Origin of the sequence: Brachybacterium sp. sponge (genome assembly GCF_001613775.1) — a bacterium.
GTDB classification, from domain to species: Bacteria; Actinomycetota; Actinomycetes; order Actinomycetales; family Dermabacteraceae; genus Brachybacterium; species Brachybacterium conglomeratum.
In genome coordinates this window covers 74,930-97,975 of record NZ_LRMP01000002.1, presented here as the reverse complement: position 1 = coordinate 97,975, position 23,046 = coordinate 74,930, and the positions used below count along the sequence as shown (strand labels likewise).

The 23,046-nt window shown below is 68.7% G+C and carries 17 protein-coding genes; 11 read left to right on the top strand and 6 right to left on the bottom strand.

Features of this window, described 5'->3' with window-relative positions:
* The first annotated feature begins 93 nt into the window (after window positions 1–93).
* From A4A78_RS08505 to A4A78_RS08475, 7 genes are all read left to right on the top strand, one after another.
* A complete protein-coding gene (locus A4A78_RS08505; protein WP_082835264.1) occupies window positions 94–834 on the top strand; it encodes a FadR/GntR family transcriptional regulator in 741 nt (246 codons plus the stop codon).
* 276 nt (window positions 835–1,110) lie between these two features.
* Window positions 1,111–2,172, top strand: a complete 1,062-nt coding sequence (locus A4A78_RS08500) for a LacI family DNA-binding transcriptional regulator (RefSeq protein ID WP_062948304.1) — start codon at window positions 1,111–1,113, stop codon at window positions 2,170–2,172.
* Window positions 2,173–2,399: 227 nt separating this feature from the next.
* Window positions 2,400–3,674 (top strand): ABC transporter substrate-binding protein, encoded by a 1,275-nt coding sequence (locus A4A78_RS08495; RefSeq protein ID WP_197466655.1) that lies wholly within the window; start codon window positions 2,400–2,402, stop codon window positions 3,672–3,674.
* 3 nt (window positions 3,675–3,677) lie between these two features.
* Entirely contained in the window at window positions 3,678–4,616 is a 939-nt protein-coding gene (locus A4A78_RS08490; RefSeq protein WP_062948302.1) for a carbohydrate ABC transporter permease, read from the top strand.
* Entirely contained in the window at window positions 4,613–5,494 is an 882-nt protein-coding gene (locus A4A78_RS08485) for a carbohydrate ABC transporter permease (RefSeq protein WP_062948300.1), read from the top strand. The genes A4A78_RS08490 and A4A78_RS08485 overlap by 4 nt, the downstream gene beginning before the upstream one ends.
* A 108-nt stretch (window positions 5,495–5,602) precedes the next feature.
* Window positions 5,603–7,717: a beta-galactosidase gene (locus tag A4A78_RS08480; protein ID WP_062948298.1), complete on the top strand. Its 2,115-nt coding sequence runs from the start codon at window positions 5,603–5,605 to the stop codon at window positions 7,715–7,717.
* Window positions 7,718–7,899: 182 nt separating this feature from the next.
* Complete coding sequence (locus A4A78_RS08475; protein WP_062948296.1) at window positions 7,900–8,397, top strand: DeoR/GlpR family DNA-binding transcription regulator; 498 nt, start codon at window positions 7,900–7,902, stop codon at window positions 8,395–8,397.
* A gap of 230 nt (window positions 8,398–8,627) precedes the next feature.
* On the opposite strand, the gene A4A78_RS17785 is transcribed toward A4A78_RS08475, so the two are convergent.
* From A4A78_RS17785 to A4A78_RS08450, 5 genes are all read right to left on the bottom strand, one after another.
* Window positions 8,628–11,099 (bottom strand): PfkB family carbohydrate kinase, encoded by a 2,472-nt coding sequence (locus A4A78_RS17785; RefSeq protein ID WP_156488593.1) that lies wholly within the window; start codon window positions 11,097–11,099, stop codon window positions 8,628–8,630.
* A gap of 12 nt (window positions 11,100–11,111) precedes the next feature.
* Window positions 11,112–12,878: an iron ABC transporter permease gene (locus A4A78_RS08465; protein ID WP_062948294.1), complete on the bottom strand. Its 1,767-nt coding sequence runs from the start codon at window positions 12,876–12,878 to the stop codon at window positions 11,112–11,114.
* Window positions 12,875–13,966 (bottom strand): ABC transporter ATP-binding protein, encoded by a 1,092-nt coding sequence (locus A4A78_RS08460; RefSeq protein ID WP_062948292.1) that lies wholly within the window; start codon window positions 13,964–13,966, stop codon window positions 12,875–12,877. The genes A4A78_RS08465 and A4A78_RS08460 overlap by 4 nt, the downstream gene beginning before the upstream one ends.
* Before the next feature lie 72 nt (window positions 13,967–14,038).
* On the bottom strand, window positions 14,039–15,112 hold the full coding sequence (locus A4A78_RS08455; protein WP_062948290.1) for a substrate-binding domain-containing protein: 1,074 nt from the start codon (window positions 15,110–15,112) through the stop codon (window positions 14,039–14,041).
* A 31-nt stretch (window positions 15,113–15,143) separates the two neighbouring features.
* Window positions 15,144–16,355 (bottom strand): ROK family transcriptional regulator, encoded by a 1,212-nt coding sequence (locus tag A4A78_RS08450; protein ID WP_062948288.1) that lies wholly within the window; start codon window positions 16,353–16,355, stop codon window positions 15,144–15,146.
* 348 nt (window positions 16,356–16,703) lie between these two features.
* On the opposite strand from A4A78_RS08450, the gene A4A78_RS08445 reads away from it, so the two are divergent.
* Window positions 16,704–19,322 (top strand): sugar-binding protein, encoded by a 2,619-nt coding sequence (locus A4A78_RS08445; RefSeq protein ID WP_062948286.1) that lies wholly within the window; start codon window positions 16,704–16,706, stop codon window positions 19,320–19,322.
* A 191-nt stretch (window positions 19,323–19,513) separates the two neighbouring features.
* On the opposite strand, the gene A4A78_RS08440 is transcribed toward A4A78_RS08445, so the two are convergent.
* The gene (locus tag A4A78_RS08440; RefSeq protein ID WP_062948285.1) at window positions 19,514–19,756 is read right to left on the bottom strand and encodes a hypothetical protein; all 243 of its coding nucleotides are present in this window, start codon (window positions 19,754–19,756) and stop codon (window positions 19,514–19,516) included.
* A 123-nt stretch (window positions 19,757–19,879) separates the two neighbouring features.
* Here A4A78_RS08440 and A4A78_RS08435 point away from each other — a divergent pair, with 123 nt between their 5' ends.
* From A4A78_RS08435 to A4A78_RS08425, 3 genes are all read left to right on the top strand, one after another.
* Window positions 19,880–20,713 carry a sensor histidine kinase KdpD gene (locus A4A78_RS08435; RefSeq protein ID WP_197466654.1) on the top strand — a complete coding sequence of 278 codons (834 nt, stop codon included), beginning with the start codon at window positions 19,880–19,882 and terminating at the stop codon, window positions 20,711–20,713.
* The gene (locus A4A78_RS08430) at window positions 20,706–21,449 is read left to right on the top strand and encodes a response regulator transcription factor (protein ID WP_062948281.1); all 744 of its coding nucleotides are present in this window, start codon (window positions 20,706–20,708) and stop codon (window positions 21,447–21,449) included. Before A4A78_RS08435 ends, A4A78_RS08430 begins: the two co-directional genes overlap by 8 nt.
* Window positions 21,450–21,617: 168 nt before the next feature.
* Window positions 21,618–23,036, top strand: a complete 1,419-nt coding sequence (locus A4A78_RS08425; protein ID WP_062948279.1) for an MFS transporter — start codon at window positions 21,618–21,620, stop codon at window positions 23,034–23,036.
* Window positions 23,037–23,046: the final 10 nt, after the last annotated feature.

Here is a 23,046-nt window from a genome sequence, read left to right as displayed (position 1 = left end):
TTTGGGCAACCACACTCTGACCAGGCACTTCGCGAGCGAGGGAGCAGGTGGACGAACTTGTAGACTTGCGCTCGACGAGAGGGGGAAAGCCTGATGAACGGGACCGATGAGATGCTCCCCGGCACCACGCCGCTCGTCCGACAGCCTCGACTTTCGGATCAGGTCGCCCAGCAGCTTCGACATCAGATCGACGCAGGACGAATGCGTCCTGGGGACCCGCTCCCGTCGGAGCGCGAGCTCTGCGAACGCTTCTCGGTGTCGAGAACAGTGATCCGTGAAGCGGTGAAGACGCTGACGGCGAAGGGGTTGGTCTCCTCGGTTCCCGGGTCTGGATTGATCGTGGGAACCACCACCATCGAAGACGTCGCCGAGATCTTCGACCTGTACTTCCGCGGCGAGCCGGATCTGCAGTACCTGGATCTGCACGAGGTGCGTTACGCGCTGGAGCCGGCCATGTGCGCGCAGGCTGCACGGAATATCGATGACGAGCAGGTTGACGATCTCTTCGCTCTCTGCGATGAGCTCGAGACCTTCACTCCCGAGGATCTCGTCGATGCATCTCGTAACGACGCGGTCTTCCACCGGAATATCGCAGTCGCGTCCCGCAACAGCTTCTTCATCATCCTGCTGGACGCGCTGGGCCGCTCCCTGCTGGACACTCGAGTCGCGACGTTCTCCATGGATCCGACGCGACTGTCCACGGTCTCCGCCGCGCACAGAGCGATCGCCGAGGGCATCGCCTCCCGCGACCCGGAGGAAGCGGCTGATGCAATGAGGGCTCACCTCACGGAGGTCCTCGATACCTGGAAACGTTGGACGCCGCCGGCTACTTGACACCGTTCGTCGCTAGTCTGCGCTTCGCGTGTAATGCAGTTGCGGGCGAACTCTTCGATTTACCCCCATGCCCCAGGCCGAGCACATCGCCTGGCATCAAGCCGTGGCGACGCACATCTACTCAAGCTGGACTCTGTCGACGCGCCTCGGGACCTGATCCACCAGTTTCCGCGCGTCGCGGTCGTGGAGTCCTTCCTAGAGCCACCTATTGACTACGCAGTCAATGCTCGCCTACTGTCCACCGTCAACACCAGCCCGTCGATGGAGGAGGTACACATGGTCGCGACAAGCCCGACTCGTCGTGCACGCCGCACCGCCTCCATGACGGACGTCGCCGCACGCGCCCAGGTCTCCCAGAAGACCGTCTCCCGCGTGGTCAACGGGGAGCCCCACGTGCGCCCGGAGGTGCGCGACCGGGTGCTCGCCGCGATCCGCGAGCTCGACTACCGGCCCAATGCCGCGGCCCGCTCGCTCGTCACCCGACGCACCCGCCGGATCGGCGTGGTCACGCTCGGCACCTCCCTGTACGGCCCGCTCTCGGCGCTGACCGCCCTCGAGTCCGTGGCCCGCTCCGACGGCTACTCGCTGTCGATCCACCGCACCGACTCGACCGAGCGCGAGGAGGTGCAGGCCGCGATCGACGCCCTCCTCGGCGAGGGCGTCGAGGGGATCGTGCTCTCCGAGCCGATGGAGATCCCCGGCCCGCCGCTCCGCGTCCACTCGAACGTCGCCGTGCTCACCCTCGGAGGCCGGGGCCTCACCGATCTCGAGGACGAGATCCTCGTCGGAGCGGACGAGCACTCGGGCGGCCGGCTGGCCACGGAGCACCTGCTCGCCCATGGCCACCGCACCGTGCACCATCTCGCCGGGCCCTCCGCCTGGGTGTCGAGCAGATTGCGGCAGGACGGATGGCGCAGCGTCCTCGAAGCGCACGGGGCGGAGGTGCCCGAGCCCGCCGCCGGGGACTGGACCCCGCGCAGCGGCTACGAGGCGATGAACCGCCTCCTCTCGCAGGAGCTACGCCCCACCGCTGTGTTCGTCGCCAACGACCAGATGGCGATCGGGGCGGTCTCCGCCCTTCGCACCGCCGGACTCGGCGTCCCCGGGGACGTGAGCATCGTCGGCTTCGACGACATCGACGTCGCCGCCTACCAGGCCACTCCCCTCACCACCGTGCGCCAGGAGTTCGCACAGTCGGCGCTCCACGGCATGAACCAGCTCATCCGCGCGATCGACGGGATCGCGGCGGACAAGCTGCATCATCGGGTCCCGGTCTCGCTCATCGAACGCGAGTCCGTCGCCCCGCCCTCCGACTCCGGTACCGCGACGCCGCGCTGACCGGAACACGGGGCCGCGTCCCACCAGGACGCCATGCTCCGTCGCACCACACCGCCGACCCCGGCGGTCCGTTGTACCCACCATTGACAGCGCAGTCAGGAGTACATCCGATGCCCCGACCCACCCATCGCGGGCGGCTCTGCCGCCGTCCGTCCCCTTCGACGATTCCCGTTCCACCAGAACCTCGCCGCCGTGACCTGCTGCGCGTCGGTGCCGCGACCGCAGCTGTGCTCACGACCTCCGGAGCCCTCGCCGCCTGCGGGGGCACCAGCACAGCACCGATCCAGTCGGGCGAGGTCCCGCTGGCCCTGTGGACCCATGACGACGGCTACATCGACTTCTTCACCGAGGCGATCGGCCTGGCCGAACAGAACGCGGACTTCGTCTACGACCTCAGCATCACGAAGATCGGCGCCTCGGACCTCGTCACCAAGCTCATCGCCCAGGCCGTCGCCGGCACCGGCACTCCCGACGTCGCCGGCCTCGAGATCGGCGCCTTTTCCCGGATGCTGCGCGGCGACATCGCCCCGGAGCTGCTGGTCGACCTCTCCGAGGACATCGCTCCCTTCGGCGACGACCTCATCTCCGCGCGCCTCACGCCGTTCAGCAAGGACGGTGCCGTGTACGCGCTCGACTCCGACACTCCCGTCACCGTCCTCTACCACCGGGCCGATGAGTTCGAGCGCCTCGGCATCGATGCCGACTTCGGCTCCTGGGAGAACCTCGCCGACGTGGGCCGCTCCCTCGCCGAGACCGAGCAGCTCGCGCTCGGCGCGATCGCGGTCAACGACCCGGGCGGCACGGTGCAGGGCTACCACCTCCACCTCCTGCAGCGGGGAGGCGATCTCTTCGACGCCGACGGGAATCCGACGCTCATGACGGAGGAGGCCGCGGACACGCTGACCTTCCTCACCGACGCGGTGCAGAGCGGCATCTACGCGACCGTCGCCGACATGTACGGCCCCTCCGTCCAGAGCGGCCTGAAGTCCGGGAAGATCCTCGCGGTCAACATGCCGTCGTGGTACTCGAGCTACGGCATCCAGCCCAACGTCCCGGAGCAGTCGGGGCAGTGGCGCGTCGCTGCGCTCCCGCTGTGGGAGAACGGCGGCCACCGCGCGGGCGTCGGCGGCGGCACCGGCTTCGGCGCGCTGCGCGACAAGCCCGCCACCGCAGCCGCCCGGAACCTCGTGATCAGCACATACCTCGATCCCGCCCAGCAGGTCAAGCGCTACCAGGCGATGGGCTACCTGCCCACGCTCCGCTCGGTCTACGACGACCCGGAGCTGCTCGCCCTCGAGGATGAGTACTTCGGCGGACAGCGGCTGTTCGAGATCTTCCGCGACGTCATCGACGACGTCCCCGACGTCCACCAGAGCGCGAACCAGTCGATCATGAACATCGTCCTGGCCGGGCACATCCTGCGCGCCTTCCGCGGCGACGTGAGCCCCACTCAGGCTCTCGCCGACGCGACCGACGATTTCCGCGGCCAAGCGAAGGGCTGAGAGATGACCACCGCCACCCCCACCGCCCCTGCCTCCCGCACGGCGCCTGCGGCGACCTCTCGCCGACGCAGCTCCCTGCGGGGAGGCCTTGCTCCCTACGGCTTCATCGCGCCGTTCTACGTGCTGTACGTGCTGTTCATGATCGTCCCGATCATCGCCGCCGTGTACCTCAGCCTCACCGAGTGGGTGGGCCTGGGGACGCCGACGTTCATCGGGCTGACCAACTACATGAACCTCGCGTCCGACTCGAGCTTCGCCACCGCCCTGGCGAACTCGCTCGTCTACACCCTCATCGCCGTGCTCGTGGTGGTGCCCTGCGCACTGCTCGTCGCCCAGGCGCTGAACACGAAGGGGCTGCGCTTCCGGGACATGTTCCGCGTCGCGTTCTTCGTCCCCATGGTGCTCTCCCCGATCGTGATCGCGCTGATCTACAGCCTCATCTTCGACCGCGACTACGGGCTGCTGAACGCCACGCTGAACGCCGTGTTCGGGCTGCCGAACATCGACTGGCTCGGGGACCCCACCCTCGCCAAGCTCGCCATCGGCTTCGTGCTCCTGTGGCGGACCGTCGGCTACCTGACGATCTTCTTCCTCGCCGCCCTCCAGAACGTGCCCGCCGAGCAGTACGAGGCGGCCGCCCTCGACGGCGCCGGGCGAATGCGCACCTTCTTCGCCGTCACGGTGCCGGGGATCAAGCCGATCTCCGCGTTCGTCATCGTCACCTCGTTCATCAGCGCGGCGCAGCTGTTCGACGAGCCGTATCTGCTCACCAAGGGCGGTCCCGGGGAGTCGACCATCTCGATCGCCATGTTCATCTACCGCGCCGCCTTCGAGCGGCAGCAGTTCGGCTACGCCGCCGCCGCGGGCGTGGTCCTGTTCGTCATCGTCTTCGCAGTCAGCCAGGGCCTGAACCGGCTCCTCGGCATCGGGAGGGACTCATGAGCACCACTGCCACCGACACGGTCACCGCCCCTTCGAGGCCTCGCCCCGTGGACGCCCCTGCGAGAGCGCGCCGTGGCCTGCTGTACCTCACCCTCACCGCCCTGCTGGTCGTGTTCATCTTCCCGATGCTGTGGGCGCTGAGCGGCTCCTTCAAGCAGCGCGGCGACATCTTCGCGACCCCGCCGAGCCTCATCCCGGACCCGGCGACCCTCGAGAACTACCAGAATCTGCTCGGCACCCAGCCGTTCTGGTCCTGGTTCGGGATCAGCATCGGCACCGCCGGCATCGCGACCGTGGTCTCGGTGTTCGTCTGCGCCATGGCCGGCTACGGCTTCGCGAAGTTCCGCTTCCGCGGCAAGCGAATCCTGTTCGCGGTCATGTTCAGCTCGCTGTCGGTGCCCTTCGCGGTCATCCTCATCCCGCTGTTCATCCTGGTGGTCAAGAGCGGGCTCGCGAACCCGTGGTTCGCGCTGATCGTGCCGTGGGTCGCGCCGGCATTCGGCATCTTCATGATGCAGCAGTTCATCGTCCAGGCGATCCCGGACGAGCTGCTCGAGTCCGCCCGCATCGACGGGGCCACCGAGTTCGGGACCTTCCGCCGGGTGGTGCTGCCGCTGCTGCGTCCCTCGCTCGGGGCGCTCGGGGTGTGGAGCTTCCTCCAGAGCTACAACAGCTTCCTGTGGCCGCTGGTGATCATCTCCGACACCGAGCAGTTCACCCTGCCGCTCGGCCTGAACATCCTCTACGCCTCCGAGAACCGCAGCTTCGACCTGGTCCTGCCCGGTGCGGTCCTCGCGTCGATCCCGACGATCCTCGTGTTCATCCTGCTGCGCAAGCAGCTGCTCGAGGGACTCGTCGCCGGCGCTGTCAAGGGCTGACGCCCCGGGGCCGACGGGACGGGGAGGCCCGTCGGCCCCCAACGGGATTCGAACCCGTGTCGCTCGACCTGCCCCCACCACAGACCGATCCTCCGAAAGGAACGCTTCATGACCGCTCTGCCCGACCACGTGCTCTTCGGCGCCGCCTACTACCACGAGTACCAGCCCAGCCCTCGTCTCGAGGAGGACATGCGCCTGATGCGCGACGCCGGCTTCACGGTCATCCGCGTCGGCGAATCTGTCTGGTCCACCTGGGAACCGGAGGACGGGGTGTTCGATCTCGACTGGCTCGCCCCTGTGCTCGACGCCGCACACGAGAACGGCATCGCCGTCGTCCTCGGCACCCCCACCTACGCGGCACCGATGTGGCTGGCCCGTCAGGTGCCGGAGGTCAATGTCGAGCGCACCACCGGGCAGCGCATGGGCTGGGGCGCTCGTCAGGAGATCAACTACGCGCATCCGGCGTTCCTCTTCCACGCCGAGCGGATGATCCGGAAGGTCATCGCCCGCTATGCGGACCATCCCGCGGTGATCGGGTACCAGGTCGACAACGAGCCCGGCAACGAGATCTTCGCGAACGACCAGGTGTTCCAGAAGTTCATCGACCATCTGCGTCGCGAGTACGGCACCGTCGAGGACCTCAACCGCGAATGGGGCCTCACCTACTGGTCCCACCGACTGAGCGACTGGGCGGACCTGTGGCGGCCGGACGCGAACGTGCAGCCGCAGTACACGCTCGCCTGGCGACGCTTCCAGGCGCAGCTGACCACGGACTTCATCGGCTGGCAGGCCGAGGTGGTGCGCGAGTACGCCCGCGAGGCCCAGTTCGTCACCACCTGCATCTCCTACGACAGGCCCACCCTCGACGAAGAGAAGGTGGCTCGCTCCCTCGACGTCACCGCCGGCAACCCCTACTACCGGATGCAGGAGTCCTTCGCCCTGCCCAGCACCGGCCAGGACGCCCAGTTCTGGACCACTACGGGCGTGTGGTCGCTGTTCACCCACGCCGACCGGATGTACGGCACCAAGCAGGCTCCGTTCCTGGTCACCGAGACCAATGCCCAGGCGATCGGCTACCCGTGGATGAACGAGCCCGCCTTCGACGGGCAGTGGAAGCAGGCCGCCTGGGCGCTCATCTCCCGGGGCGCCGCGATGATCGAGTACTGGCACTGGCACACTCTGCACGCGGGAGCCGAGACCTACTGGGGCGGCATCCTCCCCCACGCTCAGGACCCCGGGCGGGTGTACCGCGAGCTCGCGGAGCTCGGTGATGATCTGCGCCGCGCCGGTTCCGCGGTGACAGGGCTCGCGCCGCATGCGGACGTCGCGCTGCTGTTCGACAACCCGAGCAAGTGGCTGCTCTCGCAGTACCCGTCCCTCGCCACCGCCGACGGAGGCCCGGACCGTCGAGCCTTCCAGACCGTGTACGAGGCCTTCTCGCGGGGTGTGGTCGACGCAGGCCTGCAGGGCAACGCCGTGCACATCGCGCAGCTGCGCAGCGAGGCCCCGGCCGAGTTCGCGGCACGTCGGCCGGTGCTGGTCGCCGCCGCGTTCACCATCGCGTCCGATGAGGACCTGCTGTGGCTGCGGGAGTACGCGGAGGCCGGTGGGCATCTCGTGCTCGGCATCCGCACCGGCTATGAGGACCAGGAGGGACGCGCCCGCCTCGAGCGCAAGCCCGCCCTTCTCTCCGAGGCCTCCGGCGCCTGGTACGACGAGTTCAGCAACCTGCGCGCGCCGCTCCCGGTCTCGGCCGGGGCAGGGGCGGAGACCGCTGGGTTCTCGCTGCCGTCCGGCGCGACGGCGACGCTGTGGGCCGATGGCCTGCAGGTCGAGGGCAAGGGCATGGAGGTGCTCGTCGGCTACGAGCACCCGCACTTCGGCCGGTGGCCCGCGGTCACCACTCGGTCCGTCGGCGCCGGGCGGATCACCACGGTCGGCACCGTCCCCGACCAGGAGCTCGCCGCCGCGATCATGGACTGGGCGGTGCAGGTCGGAGCGGGCACGCCGTCCTGGCGCCCCGCCGGGGACTCGCAGACGGTCTCGAGCTCGACCAACAGCGCCGGCGAGCGCGTGCACGTGCTGCACAACTGGTCCTGGGATCCGAGCTCGTACCCGCTGCCGTCGGATGTGCGCGATGCGGTGAGCGGTGAACAGCTCTCCGCGGGCGACGCTGTCGAGCTCGGCGCATGGGACGTGCGGGTCGTGATCGAGCAGCACTGACACAGCCCCGCCCACGACGCGGGGTCCAGCTGCGCCGCGGCAGAGATGGCGCAGCTGGACCCCGTGATCGTCACAGCGCGGCGTGGTCCTCGGGCGGTGCCAGCGCACGGCACCCCTCTGTCCACGCCGTCCACCTTTACAGGCGCCCACTTCCCGCCACCTCGGGTCCTCGCGCCGCCGCGATGGTCACCGACTCGATGACCCTCTACCTCGATGCGGGCACCACCGTGCAGGCGATGCGTCCGCTGCTGCAGGAGCGGAAGGACCTCACCGTGGTCACCAACGACCTCGGCACCGCCGGCGCCTTCCTCGACCACCCGAGCGTGGACCTGATCTGCGTGGGCGGTCGGATCGACGTCGCGAACCAGTCGATGATCGGCCGCCTCGCTGCGCTCACCCTCGCCGAGCTGTCGCTCGACCTCGCCGTCATCTCCACCAGCTCCTGGGACGCAAAGCACGGGATCACCACCCCGGTCGAGGCGAAGATCGATGCGGAGCGTGCCGCGATGGAGGCGGCGACCGAGTCCGTGCTCCTCGCCGACTCCGGGAGATTCGGGCACTTCGCGAAGTACCGCGTGGCGAGGCTCGACGAGTTCGACGCGATCATCACCGATGAGGCTCTGTCGGCCGAGGACGTCGCGGCGGTGAAGGAGCTCGGGCCGCGGGTGGTCGTGGGTTGACTAACGCCGATCCCGGGAGACTGACTGTCCGCCGCTGGGGAGAGGAGGAGTGAACGCACGTGATGTCGCGCGCCGTGGCAATAGCACCATCCCTGCTTGGCATCGGCGCGATTATTCCTTCGCCGCAGCCGGCGCGGGCTAAGCGCGGCGCGGATTTGATTCACACGGTTCGGACACGCGGAAGGTGCCCGGCCGCAGCCGGGCACCTTCCGCGCGCTCACCTCACTCGCTCAGCCGCGCAGGGAGCGCAGATGCTGATCCCTCTCCTGGGGATCCAGGGCGACCAGCTGCGACGCTGTAGCGACTGCCGTCTCGAGCGCCTCACGAGCACCCACCCCCCTGCTGAGCGCTCCGAGGAAGACGGCATTGAAGCTATCTCCCGCTCCGGTCGTGTCCCGAACCTTCACCTCAGGAGCAGTCACGCGGTACAGCTCCTCCCCGTCGCAGAGGAGACCGCCTTCTGCACCCAGCTTCGCCACCACCAGTGCCCCGGAGCGCACGGCGAGATCGCGCGCCGCGTCCTCGACGTCCTCGAGGTCGGTGAGCCCCCGCAGCTCGCTCTCGTTCGGCAGGACGATGTCGGTATGGGGCAGGACGTGCTCGAAGAGCTCGTCACGGAAGTCGTCGCTCCATCCGCCATCCGGGTGGCCGGTGTCGACCGCGGTGGTCGCTCCGCTCCTCTGTGCCTCGCGGAGGAGCGAGGCCGCCGACGCGCCTTGAAACTCCGGAAGGAGGAAGTACCCGCTGAGCAGGACATACCGCGCCTGGAGCGCCTCCGGGGGCACGTCCTCCGCAGTGAACGTGCCCATCGCGCCGAGCGAGGAGAGGAAGGACCTCTCGCTGCCCTCCTCCTCGGCGGCGACCGTCAAGCCGGATCCCTCCGACGGCGCGCTGATCAGGTCGAGTGCGAGCCCTTCGGTCTCCGCGAGGGCGCGCACCATCCGCCCGGAGGCGTCGTCTCCCACCTTCGCTGTCAGTCGAGCAGCGATGCCGAGCTGCGCCGCACGCTGAGCGGCGATCGCGGCCGATCCGCCCAGCCGCACTTCGATCTCCGGCACGATCTGCTCCGTGCCCGCCGGGGGGAATGTCGTCGCCGAATGGACGATGACGTCGAGGTTCGCATTGCCGATGACGCTGAGGGCGCATGTGGCCGATGCGGTCCCCACCAGATCGGTCACAGTGCCGAGCAGTCGCTCACGAGCGTCGGTAAGCAAGCGCCGCCGTTCCTGGAACTGCGCCGACAAAGAGCGCTCCCGCTGCTCGGCGTGCTGGAGGGCGACCGCGATGGCCTGCCGCCCCGGGGACCCGGGCTGCTCGCGCTCGAGGATCCTTCGCGGGTCCCGTCCGGAGGAGAGGACCAGGTCGCGCAGAGGCCCGTCGTCGTCGATGCCGGCTCCAGCGAGCGCTTCCTCCACCTGGTCCGCACTCCACGTGGTCGGGTCCCCTTGTCGGAACAGCGTTCCCACCACGTCGTGAGCGCTGCGCCAGGGCACCGACTGACCGGCGAGCGCCTCGGCCACCGCGGTGGTCGTGGCGCCGGATCGGACGATGTCCTCGTCGGAGGGGAGGTCGGCGGGCTCGATCTCGAGCGTGAGCCCGTCGAGCAGGCGCACGAAGCGGATGATGCGCTCGGTGGAGGACCACAGATGCTTCTGGACATCGGTGGTCGCGTTGTTCGAGTCCTCGTACCAGCCGGCGGCGATCGTCGTGAACACGGCATTCGCCTCCCCGTTGGCGGCACCGGACATGGAGACCAGGTGCTCGAGCACCACAGGGTTCTTCTTCTGCGGCATGATCGAAGAGCCCTGAGTGAACTCGTCGGGCATGCGCACCCAGCCCAGATTCATCCACTCCTGGAGCACGCGCGCCCAGCGGGCGCCTGTCGACGCGATGCGCGCGTGCAGGCCGGCGAGCCTCATGAAGTGCTCGGCGCCGGCAACGGCCTCGTAAGAGGCGGTGAAGGAGCTCGAGAATCCCAGCAGATCGGCCACGCGCTGCGCGTCGATCGCGATGTCCGTGCCGGTGAAGGCGGCGGAGCCGAGCGGCGAGACGTTCATCTCGTCGTAGACGGACAGCAGCTCCTCGGCCTGCGAGAGCATGGCCTCGGCGAGGCCCGAGAGGACGTGGGCGATGGTGGTGGGCTGTGCCGGCCGGCGGTGCGTGTGCCCGATGAGCAGGGCGTCCGTCGTTCGCGCCGCGACCTCCTCCAGATCGCGGACCGTCTGCAGGAGGAGCTCGGCGAGATCAAGGATGCACCGGCGCAGGATCATGCGGAAGACGCCGGCGTCCAGGTCGTTGCGGCTGCGGGCGAGCTGGACGTCCAGGTCCGAGGTGCTGATGCCGCATGCGGCGGCGAGCTGCTGCTCGAGGTAGTAGTAGGGATCTTCCACGGATCCGTCGAAGGGATGCGAGGCGACGCGCGGGCGCCAGTCCTCCGACGGCTCTGCATCGCCCCACCTCTGCCAGAGGGTCAGCAGCCCTCGCAGCAGCCGATCCGCGCGGGGCTCAGGGAGCGCCTTCGTCTCGCGCAGCATCGTGACGTGCGCGAGGCTCGCCTCGACCATCGCGGGCAGATCGTGCGGCGCCGACTGCTCGAACGCGACGCGGAGATGGTTGTCCCAGTAGATCGACAGATCGTCACGGTCTCGCAGCGGCGCGCGACGGCCGGCCTCGGGCTCGGGTGCGGTGTTGTCCTGCGTCAACAGGGTCTCCTCTCACGCAGCGGTGGCTGCGGCGGTTTCAGCGATGTCGCCGGTGCGACGACGACGGCGAGTGAAGCGTCCCGGCTTCTCCAGGACCTCCGAGATGATCAGGACGATCAGAATGGCGAGCACCTGGAGCGAACCGTAGGCGAAGGCCGTGCCCAGATCATTGGCGTACTGACGGTTGTAGATCTCCACCGAGAGCGGCACGAAGCGGGCCGGGTAGATGACCACGGAGGCGACGTACTCGCCGAAGCCCTGGACGAACGCGAGCAGCGCACCGGCGATCACACCGCGCGCCATGAGCGGCAGCGTGATCGTGCGCAGGGTCCGGAGAGGCCCGGCACCGAGATTCTGCGCGGCCTCCTCCACGGAGGGATCGATCTGGGCGAGCGACGCGGCGGCGTTGCGGAAGACCAGCGGCACGAAGCGGATGAAGTACGCCAGCGGCAGGATCCACAGGGACCCGAGGAACACCTGCCCGAGGTTGAACGGAGTCGGGGACGCGAACGCGGTGACGATGTTGATGCCCACGACCGTGCCGGGCAGCGCCCACGGCAGCATGATCATCAGGTCGAGGATTCCCGCGCCCTTGCCCTTCCACCGAGCGATCACCCACGCGGTCACAACTCCCACCACGATCGACGCGGCCATCGCGACCGCCGACATCTGGGAGGACACCAGCAGCGGCCGCAGACTGCGCGGCTCGGTGAAGATGTCGATGAAGTTCTGCAGCGTGTACTCGGGCGGGATGATCTGCGTGGTCCAGGTGCCGTTCACGGTGAAGGCGAGAAGCACGATCGCGGCCACGGGCGCGGCGAGGACCAGCACGATCACGGCGGAGCCGATCGCGGCGAGGATCTGAGGGAGGATGCCCTGCACGGTCTTGACCGTCTGGGGCGTACCCTTCGACATCGAGCGGGTCAGGCGACGGTTCTGATACCAGCGCATCAGGAGAAGGAACAGGATCGACACCACCGACAGCACTGTGGACTGCGCCGCCGCGAGATCGTAGGCGCCGGAGGTCTTGGCCGCGACGATACGCATGGTGAGCGTGTTGACGTTGTAGAACTGCGGCGCGGTGAAGGACGCCATCGACACCATGAACGTCAGGAGCGCGCCGGATACCAGCGCAGGGGTGAGCATCGGGAGGAGCACGGTGCGCCACATCGTCGAGCGGCTCGCCCCGAGGTTCATCGCCGCCTCCTCCAGGGACGCGTCGCTCCCGGAGAGCCCTGCGCTCACGGACAGGTAGAAGTACGGGTACATCGTGAGCGTGTGCACGAGCATCACCCCCGCGATCCCGTCGAAGGACAGGGACGACGCGGGGACGCCGGTCAGCTCGGCCAGCACGCGAGGGATGATCCCGCTCGTGCCATAGAGGTAGTAGAACGAGAGCGCGCCGATCAGCGGCGGCAGCGCCAGCGGCAGCAGCGCGAAGACCTTCAGCACGGAACGTCCGGGGAAGCTGAAACGGGTCAGCAGCACGGCGAGCCCGGTGCCGACCACGCCTGCGGTCAGCACCGAGGCCAGCGAGATCCCCACGGAGAGCACGAGGGCCTGCCGCGAGTTCCCGGAGACGAAGTCGACATAGGCCGCTCCGCCGTCCTCGGCCGAGGTGAACACCGTCGCGATCATCGGGAAGACGATGTAGACGAGCAGGATCAGCACCAACGGGATCGCGAGCACGTAGACGAAGCGGTCCGACGCGGTGAGCTGCAGGCGATTCCGGCGTGGCTTCGGCGCGGTGGCCGCGGCGGGCCGAGCAGTGAGCGTCATGGCGCCACCACCCAGGTGCGAGCAGTGTCGGGGCGAAGCAGCACCTCGTCGCCAGCTTCCGGAAGGTCGTCGGTGTCGGGGATGGTCGCCAGCAGATCCTCGTCGCCGTACCGCAGCCAGATCACACAGCTCGCCCCGGTGAACTCGGTCATGCGAACGGTCGCGCGCACGCCTCCCACGACGGTGCCGCTGCCTTCGGGGACAGCTTCGATGCGCATCGTCTCCGGCCGGACCGAGAGGGCCACGGCATCACCCCCGGCGACCCGTGCGGAGAGGGCCCCCTCCGACACCGGCGCCTGAAGCACCTCGCCCCCGTCGAGGCGGACGGAGAGACGCTCGGTCCCGGCCTCCTCGACGGTCCCGGAGAGCACGTTGGACCGGCCGATGAAGCGGGCCACGAAGCTCGTCGCAGGTCGACGATAGATCTCCCGAGGCGCCCCGACCTGATGCAGCACGCCCGCGTTCATCACGGCGATCCGGTCGGACATCGCCATCGCCTCGGACTGGTCGTGGGTGACGTAGACGCTCGTGGTGCGGGCGCGCTGCTGGATTTGGCGGATCTGTGCACGGGTCTCCTCGCGCAGCTTGGCGTCCAGGTTGGACAGCGGCTCGTCGAGGAGCAGCACGGACGGCTGGATCACCAGTGCTCGCGCGAGCGCCACTCGCTGCTGCTGTCCGCCGGAGAGCTGATCGATGCGGCGGTCCGCGTATCCGGTCAGCCCCACCATCGCCAGCGCCTCATCGATGCGAGAGCGCTTCTCGGACTTCGCGACCCCCCGCATCGAGAGTCCGTAGGCCACGTTCCCGGCGACGTCCATGTGGGGGAACAGCGCGTAGTTCTGGAAGACCATGCCGGTGTCCCGCCGGTGCGGGGGCAGGTTCGTGACGTCGCGCTCGCCGAAGCGGATCCGTCCCGACGTGGGGTTGATGAAACCCGCGATCATGCGCAGGGTGGTCGACTTCCCGCAGCCCGACGGTCCGAGCAGCGTGAAGAATTCACCGTCCCCGACCGTCAGGGTGAGGTCGTCGACGGAGGGCGTGCTGCCGCCGTAGACCTTGGTGACGTTCTCGAGGTCGACTGAGTTCATAGGTTCCTCCGAAGATGAGGGCAGGGGCCCGCCCCGCACGGGCCGGGCCCCTGCCGTTCCAGTGCTGAGCGGTCAGCCCTTGCCCTTGATGCTGCTGGCCCAGTGACCGATCCACTCGTCCTCGTTCTCGGCGATGCGGTCCCAGTCGAGCTCCATCTCCTCGAGCCCGAGCTCGGCGAGCCACTGCGGCTCCTCCTCGAGCTCGATGGCCGGGATCTGGAAATGCTCCTCGGCCATGGCCGTCTGCACCTCGACGCTCATCAGGTAGTTGATGAAGGCATCCGCTCCGGCACCGCCAGGGCCACCGGCGATCTTGGCGAGTCCGTCGACCAGCATCGGCGCCCCCGAGGAGGGGACCACCGCATCGAACATCGGGAAATCCCCGTTCTTCTGCAGCATGATGTCCTGCAGATTCCACAGGGAGAGCGCAGCCTCCTGACGGCTGACCCGCTGGTACATGTCCGTCGGGTTCGCGGCGTAGGTGGCGGTGTTCGCATCGAGTCCGCGCAACCACTCGTATCCGGCCTCGGCGGAGCCCTCGTCGTCATAGAGACGATCGATCATGGCGCAGTAGATCGCGCGCATGGTCCCGGAGGCCTCGACATCGCGGATCACGATGTTGCCCGCGTACTCCGTGCCCAGCAGGTCGTCCCAGTCAGCGGGGACCTCATCACCGCTGATCATCTCGGTGTTGATCATGAACAGCTCCGCCAGCAGCATCTCGCCGACCCAGAGCCCCTCAGGGTCCCGGTATTCCTCGGGCACCGCGTCGATGACCTCCTGCGGCGCCGGCGCCAGGATCCCGTCGGCCGCTCCTTGGGAGAGCTGCTGACGAGTGCCGCCCCACCACAGGTCCCCCTGCGGATTGGACTTCTCCGCTCGCACGCGCTCGAGAGCCTCCTGCGCCCCGAGGGTCAGGACGGTCGCCATGCCCTCCCACTCCGGGTTCGCCGCCTCAAAATCTGCGACGACCTTCTCTGCGAGCTCGCTGTCGCGAGCGGTGTAGATGGTGAAGGGCACCGGACCGCCCTCCCCGCCTCCCTCGCTGCTCCCCGAGCCACCGCCCCCGTCCAATCCGCAGGCAGCCAGAGCCGCCGTCGCGCCGACCAGTGCGGTGCCCTGCAGGTACTTACGTCGGTTGAACATCGTTCTCTCCTTTGAGTGGTGCTTTCAGTGGTCAGGACAACAGTTCTTCGGGAGGTTCCTTGTCGGGCCCTGCCGTCGACCGGTGTGGATCAGCGTGCTCCTCGTCCTCCGGGAGGAAGATCCATGGAGCGCTCTGCAGATGCGAGATCGCGCCGTTGACGATGGCGCCGTCCCCCAGCTCTGCGAAGCGGACCTCGATGGGCGAGGGGCTGCCTGCGAGGACCTTCGAAGTGAGCGCGGCCCGGGATGTCTCGGAGAGGTTGGCGGCGTCGCCTGCGAAGACCACTTGCCCGGGATTGATGACGCAGGTGAGCACGATCCCGGCGTAGGCCCAAGCGTCCATCGCTGCGTCCAGCAGGGCTCGCGCCTCCGGCATGTCACTGCTCTCGAGCGCTTCGACGACGTTCGTCTCGTCCGCGTCGATGCCGATCTCTTCCGCCCGCCTGCGCAGGGCGGAGACGGACCAGTTCGACTCGAGCGGCCCGAACGCGCTGCCCCCGCTGCTCGGAGCCCCGTTCCAGGGCAGGAAGCCGATCTCTCCGGCGGATCCTGAGACGCCGCGGTGGACCTTGCCGTCCAACACCAGCGCGCCGCCGATACCGTCCCCGACGAAGATTAGTCCGAAATCCTTGACGTCCCGGACTGCCCCTCCCATCGCCTCGCCGAGAGCCAGGAGGTTTACGTCGTTCTCGCCAATGGTGTGGAGACCGGAGGCCTCTGCGACGACGTCCTGGATGCGACGATCCGTGGGCTGTCCGAGCGCCGGCGCGAGGGACACATCGCCCTCGGCGGAGACGACCCCCGGCAGGGAGATGATCGCGCAGGTCGAGGGCGATTCTGCAACCCCCTGGAGTGCGTCGATGGCGTTCAGGACGGAGGTCAGGGGGCGCTCGGGGACTAGACGCCGGCGCACCTGGACATGAACGGTTCCGGAGAGATCGACCTGGCGCGCGACCAGATGACCGGAGTCCACCGAGATCAGCATGAGCAGGACGCTCCGTCGATCGAACTCGAGCATCGTGCGTCGGCGTCCGCCAGTCGATCGGCCACGCCCGGTCTCGATCACGTGACCGAGACGCATGAGCATGCGGATCGATCCGGTCATGGAGGACTGCGAGTAACCGGTGAGCTCCGCGAGCTCTGTGCGAGACATGGTCCCGTGCGCCAGCAGGGTACGGACGACGCTCTGCAGGCGCTTCGAGCCCTGCGTGCCGTTCGCTGAGTGTGGAGTCACCATCGACATGCTTACTTTATAGCCTGCAGAAAGCGTCGGAGCAAGTGCCGCTTACGACAGGATCCCTGCAGTTCCAGCGCCCGCGGCCCCAATGGCGACCAGAAGGTCGCATGCCTCGAACACTTGTTTTAGGCGCTTCCTTCAGGCTATGAAGTATGAGGGGCGTCACGTCGAGGTGATGCCCGGACCTCGAAAGGGACATCCATGGAACAGCATCGTCACTGGTCAGCCGCACGACCTTCCCGACGCAGGGTGCTGCAGGCCTCAGGAGCTTTCAGCCTGGCCGCAGCATTCACCGGCACGAACCTCGCCCTCACTCCCGCAGAACGCGCTCTCGCGGAGGAAGGATCGGACTCCGTGAAGCTCAACATCCTGTTCATCGGGGCCCATCCCGACGACGAGGCCAGCACCCTCGCGGCGCTCGGGCAGTGGGGAGAGCTCCACGACATGAAGGTCGGCGTCATCACTGCGACGCGCGGTGAGGGCGGCGGAAACGCCGTCGGGCTCGAGGAGGGGCCCGCGCTGGGGCTCATCCGCGAGGCGGAGGAGCGAGATGCCGTCGGACTCGCAGGCATCGAGCACATCTACAACCTCGACGCCCTCGACTTCTTCTACACCGCCAGCGCACCCCTTTCTCGGGAAGTGTGGGGCGGGGAAGAGCTGCTCGGCCGCATCGTGCGCGTGGTGCGCGCGACCCGCCCGGAGATCATCGTGACCATGAATCCCTCGGCCGTCGAGGGCAACCACGGCAACCACCAGCAGGCGGCGATGTACGCCGTCGAGGCGTATCTCTGCTCCGGCGACCCGTCCGTGTTCCCCGAGCATCTCGAGGAGGGCTTCGCGGCGTGGACACCGCAGCGCATCCTGAGGAGCGGGGCGAACGGCAACGGCACGACCGGTCCCGACAGCGTGGCCGAGGGCTACGTCCCGACGGTCGAGAGCGACCTCGTGTTCGGCTGCTGGGACGGCACTCCCAGCGAGGCCCACGGCAAGCGGTGGTCCGCGATCAAGGATGAGGCCATCTGGACCTACGAGACGCAGGGGTGGGCTGAGCGCGAGGGCAGTCCGTCTGCTCCGGAGAAGATCGCGAGCACGTGGATGACGCTGCTGCACACGCGAACGCCTCTGGTGGATCCGACGAGCGGCGGCGACGCCGCCCTGCGCGGCGCCACCCTGCCGATCGACGGGGGCCTGCCGCTGGGGACCCACCTGGAGGTCGCCCCTGAACGCTACGAGTTCGTCGCCGGCGACCCGCTCCCCGTGAAGGTGGTCGTCACCGCGCCTCAGGGGGAGGGCCTTTCCGCAGGGACCGTCACATTGCAAGGGCCGAACGGATGGGCGGCGAGCGGTGCTCGAGCCCTGCCGGCTCTCGACGCCGGTGAGAGCACCTCCGTCTCCTTCGACGTCACCGTCGACGCATCGGTCGAGCCGGGGACCACCGCGCGGCTCGAGGCGACTGTGTCGATCGAGGCCACGGGTATGGCCGGCACCTCCAGTGCACCGGTGCGAGCCGCCGGGGCCCTTGAGGCGAGCATCGAGCCGCTCGAGGAGATTCGCGAGTTCCGCGAATGGACGGAGAACCTGGACCTCAAGCATCTCGACGCGCTGGTGCCGGAGCTCTTCGCGGTCGGCCAGGGACGCAGTCGGGACCTCGGAATCACCATCAGGAACTATTCGACGCGGCCTCACAACGGCTCGGTCGAGATCACCGTCCCCGATGGCTTCTCCGCCACGCCCTCGACTCTCGAGGTCCCGACCATCGAGGCCGGTGGCAGCCAGCAGTCCACTGTGGAGATCGCCAACACCGATGATTCCGTCCCGACTGCGAACCGCGGGCAGAACGGGGGCGCCTGGCCTGTGGAGCTGCTCGTGCGGGCTGAGGGCTCCACGTCCCGGCGGACGGCGACCATGAACCTCGTGCCGAGCCGGGTCGTCGAACCGGCCTCCACCGCTCCGGTGATCGACGGGGTCCGCGACGAGGAGGAGTATCCCGGCGAGCCGATCCCTGTCAAGACGGTCTGGGATCCGGTCAGCGATGCAGGCGGCACCACGGATTCGGTCAGCGGCGACTGCTGGCTGACCTTCGACGACGAGAACCTCTACGTCTTCGTCTCCGTCGCCGACGACGTGCGGGGCACCATCCTGCCGCTCGACGACAACAAGCGTCAGCGCCGCACCGATTCCGTGGAGATCTACGTGGACCCGCGGGGGAACGCTGCGAACACCGCGGAGACGTTCATCGCCGGCATCATGCCCTCGATGGGCTCGATGACCGGACCGCCCGGAGCAGGTCGGGACCGCGACAACCACCAGGGAATCGCCGAGGAGACCGCACCGGGCATGGAAGTCGCCGTGACCATGGCGGACAGCGAGGAGGAGTACTCGGGCTACGACCTCGAGGTCAAGATCCCCTTCGACGTGCTCCCGGACGCCGTCGATCCTCGCCACATGGGATTCAACGTCCTGATCAACGACTCCGACACCCAGAATCAGGCGGCGCAGGTGCGGGTCGGCTGGTCGACGTTCGCCGGCGTGCGCGCGGACCCCTGGCGATGGGGGCAGGTCTCTCTCGAAGGACTGGAGGATGCGGGCTCCGAGCCGAAGGACGCCGTGCTGCCGTCGACCGCAGCTCGGTCGGTGGACTCGCCGCTGTCGATCATCCAGAGCGCCGGGGACCGTGTGCCGCTCGGCGGCCACAGCCCCACCAGCCCCCATCTGGAGATCGTGTCGGTGGAGAGGAAGAAGGACCGCATCACGGCAGTGGTCCATGCCCCGGTGAAGGGAGCGGCGAAGCTCTTCGTCTGGGACGGGGAGAGCGTCCTGGCCGAGATGGAGCGGAACATGCCCGCGGGAGAACGACGCGTCAACATGCGTGTGCCCGGCCTCCCCTCTGTCCTCGAGACGACCGAAGTGACCGTTCTCGCGTCCTTCCAGTCCGAGGACACGGTCTCCGCCGCTGCGCGGAGGCTCGAGTGAGCCTCGGCTCCCAGACGTCGCCCGCACTGCGTCGGGGGGCTCGCCCGTCGTGAACGGCGTCGCCGGCGAGGCAGGCCGGCCGTCGAGCTGACAAGGCTCACCGATCGACAGTCCTGGGCAACCTGCCCGGGGCCGTCGATCGACCGTCGGTGCTTCGGGAGTGGTCCGTGGCGCGACGCTCGCGGGCTTTATCACCGTTCCGGGGACGCGATACCTCTGGAAACCGACGAGCCGAACGGCGCAGGCCGGGCCGCGACGTAGCGACCCGCCCTGCCCCCGTCTCGGTTCGCAATCGCCAGTCCCCGGATGACCATCATCATGACCGCCGGCGGGTCCGTCGTCGTCTTGAGCAGCGCGTCCTCGACCTCGTGGAGTCTGAGACGACCGATGATCAGCGAGTCGGCGTCGACCGCACCGGAGTCGATCAGGGGCACCGCGCCGGGTACCTCGTCTCAGGCGGGCTCGTTCACGAGCGGGTAGAACCCTTCATCGGCAGATCGCGGTGCTCCCCCGGAGGACCAATGCCAGCCCGCGGCCACGCCACCTATCCTGACCACGTGTCGACACAGCTTCTGCAGGTCTCAGGCGGGCAGCTCGCCGCCGTGGTCCTCGCGGCCTTCCTGCTGGGGGCGCTGTGCACTGCCGGGCTCCTCACCCTGCGCAGGCACCGCGCGCCGGTCGTCCTCCCCCCGCAGGCCGGGGCCGCAGAGGCCGGCGAGGAGAAGTCCTCGGCTCGGCTCCTCTCCCATGAGATCCGCACCCCGCTCACCCTGGTCAAGGGCGCCGCCGACCTGCTCGCCGAGGAGACCCCGGGCCCGCTGACCCCCACCCAGCGCTACTTCGTCGACACGATCGTGGACAACACCTCGCTGGTGGTGGGCATGGCCGAGGACTTCCTGCTCGAGGCACGGCTCGAGGCCGGTGCGCCGACGCTCGACCTGGCGTCGGTCGACGTCCGGGAGCTGGTGCGCGGGACCGTCCTGGAACTGCGCCGGATCCGCAGCGCCGCCGTGAACCTCGACAGCCGCGGGGAGCCGCTCGTGCTCGAGGTCGACCGGGCGATGATCCGTCAGGTGCTGTGGAACCTGCTGAACAACGCCGTGCGTCACGCGGGGCCGGGCGCCGAGGTCACCGTGCGGGTGGAGGCGACGTCCGAGGGCGCCACGATCGCGGTCGCCGACGACGGCGAGGGCATGGATCCTGACCGCCGCGCGGAGCTGTTCTCGCCCCGGTCCAGCGGTCATCCGGAGGGGACGGGTCTGGGCATGGGAGTGATCCGTCAGATCGTCGACGCCCACGGCGGCCGCGTGGTCGTCGACTCCCTGGCGCGCCGCGGCACTCGCATCCTGATCGTCCTGCCCTGGCCGTCACGGGAGGTCCCCGATGACTGACGCCCCGGTCGACGCCGCATCGACGCCGCTCGTGCTCGTCGTCGACGACGAGGAGCAGATGACCGCGATCATCTCCTTCGCCCTGGAGACGCAGGGCCTGCGCACCGTGGTCGCCGCCGACGCCCGCTCCGCTCGAGCGCTGCTCGAGACCGAGCCGATAGAGCTGATCGTCCTCGACGTCATGCTCCCCGGCGAGAGCGGCATCGAGCTGTGCCGCTCCCTGCGCGAGACCTCCGACGTCCCGGTCATCCTGCTCACCGCGCTCGGCGAGGTGGACGATCGGGTGGCCGGATTGACCGCCGGGGCGGACGACTACCTCACCAAGCCGTTCAGCCCGCGCGAGCTCGCGCTGCGGGTGCAGGCGATCCTGCGACGCTCGGCCGGGTCCGTGAGCGTCCCCGACCCCGCCGGGCAGGTGCTGCGCTGCGGCCCTCTGCGGGTGGATGCCGCGGGCGGCGCCGCGAGCTGGGAGGGGGCCGAGCTCCAGCTGCCGGAGACCGAGCTGCGCCTGCTCGCCCGCCTGGCCCAGGACGCCGGTCGAGCGGTGCCGCTGCGCACGCTGCTCCAGGAGGTGTGGGGCACGAGCCGCACCGAGGGCGGGCGCGACATGGTCAAGTCGATGATCTACCGTCTGCGCCGGCAGATGCTCGCCCAAGGCGCGCCCGGGGACCTCATCGAGGCCGTCCGCGGACAGGGATATCGGGTCCGGGTGCTGCCCTCGGCCCGTCGTCGCTGACCTCGCCGCTGAGGTCGTCACCGAACGTCACCGAGCGCCACCCCACGGTTACCGCGCCGTCGGCAGGCTGTGTGCGGCGGTCCTCGAGACTGCCGCCGAGCACCGGCCCCGCCATCGACGAGGGGCATCCCCGGCCGCCCGGCACCTCCCCGATGACGAAGGAGAACCATGTCAGCCCCGACGAAGCGCCGCAGCTTCCTCGCCGCCCCACCGCCCCGGCCCCGACTGGACGACGCCGAGATCGCGCGCCGCTATCCGCGCCGCCGCCTGAACGTCTTCCTCGGAATCTTCGTGGGCTATGCCGGCTTCTACCTGATCCGCAACAACGTCTCCCTGGTCGCTCCGCTGCTGATCGAGGACAAGGGGCTCAGCACGATCGGCATCGGCCTGATCGCGAACGCCGTCCTGTTCGCGTACGGCCTCTCGAAGTTCTTCATGGCCACGCTCTCGGACCGGTCCAACGCGCGGCTCTTCCTGCCGATCGGACTGGCCCTGTCGGCGCTGACGAACCTGTTCGTCGCCTTCGTGCCGTGGGTCTCCGGCACCATCGCGATCTTCGCGACCGTCATGTTCCTCAACGGCTGGTTCCAGGGCATGGGCTGGCCCGCCTCGGGCCGCGTGCTGGTGCACTGGTTCTCGACCAACGAGCGCGGCTGGAAGACCTCCATCTGGAACACCGCGCACAACGTCGGCGCCGCCGGGCTCGGCGTGGCCGCGGCCGCCGCCCTGGCCTGGACGGCCGACGACTGGCGCGCCGCGTTCTGGTTCCCGGCCGTGATCGCCCTGGTGGTGGCCGTGGTCGCCTTCGTCCTGATCCGGGACACCCCGGAGTCCGAGGGCCTGCCGCCCATCGAAGAGCATCGCGACGACCCCGCGAAGGTGGAGATCGAGGAGGACGGCGACGAGCAGCCCTCGATGTGGCAGTTCGTGCGCACGCACGTCCTCACCAACCGCGTGATCGTGCTGCTGGCCGTCGCCAACGTGTTCGTCTACGCGCTGCGCTACGGGGTGCTCAACTGGATCACCGTCTACCTCGCCGACACCCGCGGAGCCGAGATCTCGGACGGCATCACCGGTTTCGTGGTGTTCGAGCTGGCCGGCATCGTCGGCACCCTGCTGTGCGGCTGGATCTCCGACAAGGTCTTCCGCGGCTACCGCGCCGGGACCGGCATGCTGTTCATGGCCCTGACCGCCGTCGCCCTCGTCGCCTACTGGCAGGTTCCCACCAGCGCCCCCCTGTGGATCTCGATCGCCCTGGTCGCGGTGATCGGCGGTCTCATCTACGGCCCGGTGATGCTGATCGGCCTCCAGGCCATCGACCTCTCCCCGCGCCAGGTGGCAGGGACCGCCGCAGGCTTCACCGGGCTGTTCGGCTACCTGCTGGGCGCCACCCTCGCCTCCTCCGGGGTGGGCGTCATGGTCCATGCCTTCGGCTGGGACGTGACCTTCGCGGTGCTGACCGTCTGCGCCCTGCTGGTCGTCGCCATCATGTGGGTGATCGGCAAGGACGAGAAGAAGCTGATGCAGGATCGCGAGCAGAGGCGGCGGGAGAAGGAGGCCGCGGCGAGCACAGCCTCCGACGCCTGAGACCTGGCCT